General features: G+C 48.0%; 2 protein-coding genes and 1 pseudogene. All 3 read right to left on the bottom strand.

Annotation, left to right across the window (positions count from 1 at the left end; genetic code table 11):
• Positions 1–13: 13 nt before the first annotated feature.
• The 3 genes and pseudogenes from mobC to BSCG_RS29885 all read right to left on the bottom strand — a co-directional run bounded on the left by mobC (position 14) and on the right by BSCG_RS29885 (position 3,184).
• Positions 14–2,026: pseudogene (gene mobC / locus BSCG_RS21080) on the bottom strand (conjugal transfer protein MobC).
• Between the two features lie 33 nt (positions 2,027–2,059).
• Positions 2,060–2,359 (bottom strand): hypothetical protein, encoded by a 300-nt coding sequence (locus tag BSCG_RS29890; protein ID WP_004308101.1) that lies wholly within the window; start codon positions 2,357–2,359, stop codon positions 2,060–2,062.
• Between the two features lie 138 nt (positions 2,360–2,497).
• Entirely contained in the window at positions 2,498–3,184 is a 687-nt protein-coding gene (locus tag BSCG_RS29885; RefSeq protein ID WP_004308102.1) for a relaxase/mobilization nuclease domain-containing protein, read from the bottom strand.
• Between the last annotated feature and the right edge of the window lie 151 nt (positions 3,185–3,335).

The raw sequence follows: 3,335 nt of genomic DNA, 5'->3' as shown, positions 1-3,335 counted from the left end.
AATTAAATAGGGATTATTCATCGTCTGCCGTTTCCAGCAGGTGTTTCAAGTTGGGATCATTTTGGATGCGAAGCAGCTCTTTTTCGATGATTTGCGTCACGTCTTCCTTGATTTGATAGTAGTTCCTTTCGATTTCCTCTTGCATGTGGTCCTTACCATCCGCACCGGTAAAGTCGGTTATGACGGGGATAGGCTTGTAGGCTTTTGTTTCGGCGGCTACCCGTTCATTGTCCACCACGATCTCGCAATGGAATATCTTCTGTTCTATCTTCTCCCCGAAGTTGTCGCAGACACTGCCGACAAACTCTCCTTGCGAGAGGTTGGAGATTTTGGAGGCAGGTATCAGCGAGTCGAGCTGGGTACTGATATTGGTTGAGGTGTCTTCACGGGTCATATTAATGGATTTGCGCTGTTGGAGCACTTTCCCAAACCTTTCAGAAAGGTTTTTCGCTGTTTCTCCGACCACTTGCCCGGAAAAGATATTTCCAATTGTGTTCTGGATCACCCGCGCCTCCTTATCACCGTAGTCACGTATTAACTGGCTGAAATCCTGTGCTCCCAGACATACTGCCACTTTGTTGCTACGGGCGGTAGCGATCAGGGTGTCAAGTCCTTTAAAGTAAAGTGTGGGAACCTCATCCACTAGAATAGAGCATTTGAGCCTGCCTTTTCGGTTGACCATTTTAACGATACGGGCATTATACAATCCTAACGCACATGAGTAAATATTCTGTCTGTCAGGGTTATTGCCGACGCACAAAACTTTGGGTTCCTCCGGATTATTGATATCCAGCGTGAAGTCATCTCCGGTCATAATCCAATATAAGACAGGTGAGATCAGCCTTGATAGCGGAATTTTGGCGGAAGCTATCTGCCCTTGGAGCTGCTCCATCGCACCACCTTTCCATGCATCCATAAAAGGTGACAGGTAATTCTCCAGCTCCCGGTAAGAGGTCAGTATGGTGAACAGGTCGGAATACGGTTTATTCAATAGCTCTATGGCATGTGGGAAGGTGCAGAATTTCCCGTTTTCATAGATTTTAAGATACCAGATCACCGCCGCAAATAGCACAATCGGGCTTTCTACAAAGAAATCTCCCTGTTTTTGAATCCAACTCTTGTTCAAATTTAACATGATTACATACGCTGATTCGTATGCATCCGCGATATCGGATAGAAACGAAGGATTGAGGGGATTGCACCGGTGGCTGTATCTGGGATCATCGAAATTAATCACATAAAATCCGACCGGCTTGGCATACTTATCCTTGTTTTTAAGCAGCTGGTTATAAGCAATTATGCTTAAATCCGGATACTTAAAATCATAGATATAGGCGGCGAATCCTTTCTCTATCTGCTGGCGGATATAGTTATTGATGATGGCATAACTCTTTCCTGATCCCGGCGTGCCTAATATCAATGAGGCGCGGAAGGGATTAATCACGTTTATCCAGCCTGAATAGGTCTTTCGTTGGTAACGGAAACGGGTGGGCAGGTTTACCGAGTATTCATTGGCAATCAACCTGCGCTCCTGCATGAAGCTCTCGTTCTCGTCGTTAAAGACGTCATCCATGAGTTGGTTCTTCAACAGGCGGCTGATCCAGGTTCCGGCGGTAAGCAGGCTGATATATCCGGCAGCTACGGTAGCTACATATAATAAGGTTAGAAGCGCGACGGGGAAGCGTGCCGTCAGTAAGAGCTCGCTACCAAAAAAGAGCAGCATCCCGGCTATAAGGTAACAGCCGATACTCCTTCATGACATCTCCACGTCCTTCCGTCCTTTCGCTCCCATGCAGGAGAAGAAAAGGAAGAGCAGACTGAAGGACTTGCTCACCAGCGAATGGGAAAACAGCCCGGTATCCCGCTGGAAATTGAGCAGTATCTTGTCCACGACACCGATGTTCAGGTTCATGGAAAGAAAATAGGGATAGCAGAAATAATAGACATTCATCACTAAAAATAGGATGCTGATGGCCCTCATGAAGTCAAGGTTCTTATTGAGCCCTCTGGTTTCGTCTTGTGACATAAGCGGTATGATAATTAATGGTGATACATTTTATTAGCCCAGATGCGGACCTCTGCGTTTTCTCTTTTTCTTTTTCCCGTAAGGGCTTTGCGTCAGGTCGTCTGCCGGATACGGATAGGATTCCAAAGAGAATATATCAAGCAGTCCTTCCACCAGCTCCGTCTCTTTCATTTCCGGTTCGGACGGATGGATAACAGGGGCTTCTTCAGTCTTTTCCGGTGGGATCGTGCCGTACTTCCGGTTTATAACCGATGCCGAATATTCTTTGCCCAGAAGCGAGCCCTTGAATACGGTCTTTGAGTTATGGTCGATGTAGGTCACGCCATAGATCACACCGGAATCGTTCTGCCAGAGTATGGCGGCAATGCCTTTTCCAGAAAGTTCCTGCAGGAATCCCTGACGGGTGGGCTGTCCTTGCAGGGCGGTAGCGATAGCTTCCTTCGTCTGTACGGGTACGGGATGTCGGGCAATTCATTGTTTGCTTTTCACAAATTTCTTTTGGAGTGCCTCGTAGCCTACGCTTTTACCGATCTTGCTGGATTTGATGGCTACGCCGGTCCGTTCTCCTTTTTCATCGGTAGCCGCATAGACCAGTCCATGATAGGTCTTTCCCTTTATCGTCTTGTGGGCCTCTTCCACCGTTACATGGAAAAGGCCAAGCAGGGCTTTAAACTCCTTGACGGATTGGAACTTGTATCCCTGCATGACGGGCTTGACCACATTGGCTATCTGATGCTTGATATCCCCCTTCCGGTAATCGACGGCAGTCAGCGGCAGGGATTCCCGTCGCTCCATCTTCTCGGCGGGTAACAGATGGTATTTCCTCTCCAGCTCCCGGCAAACAGCGGTCGAGCGTTGCCATTCTTTGTAATCTTTAATTTTCTTTCCCTGCTCGTCAATACGCAGGGAGACGATATGGATGTGGGGCCTGCCGATATCCTCATGCCGGTAGATGATATAGGGTTGGTTGCCATATCCCATTTTTTCCATGTATTCCTGGCCGATAGCGGTCAACTGTTCATCGGTCAGCACATCGTCCGGGTGTGGATTTAATGAAATGTGGATAACGGGCTTCTCAGTCCGGCGGTTAGCCGCCAGATACGGTTCGAAGGAACGGATGCAGTGCTGGATGGTCGGATGGCCGTCTGCCGGTTCCATGATCCGGTTTCATGCCAGTGGCCGTGCCTGCTGCTTGTCCACTTTTTCTTGATTGTAGTATAATGCCCCGTAAACGGAGGCTCCTGATGTTATTTTTGCAACCATTGTTCAAATTCTTGGGTGAGACGGATAATCTCCCGGTTGAGAGATA

Origin of the sequence: Bacteroides sp. 2_2_4, assembly GCF_000157055.1 — a bacterium.
Classification (GTDB): domain Bacteria; phylum Bacteroidota; class Bacteroidia; order Bacteroidales; family Bacteroidaceae; genus Bacteroides; species Bacteroides ovatus.
This window is presented reverse-complemented; position numbering and strand designations above follow the sequence as displayed.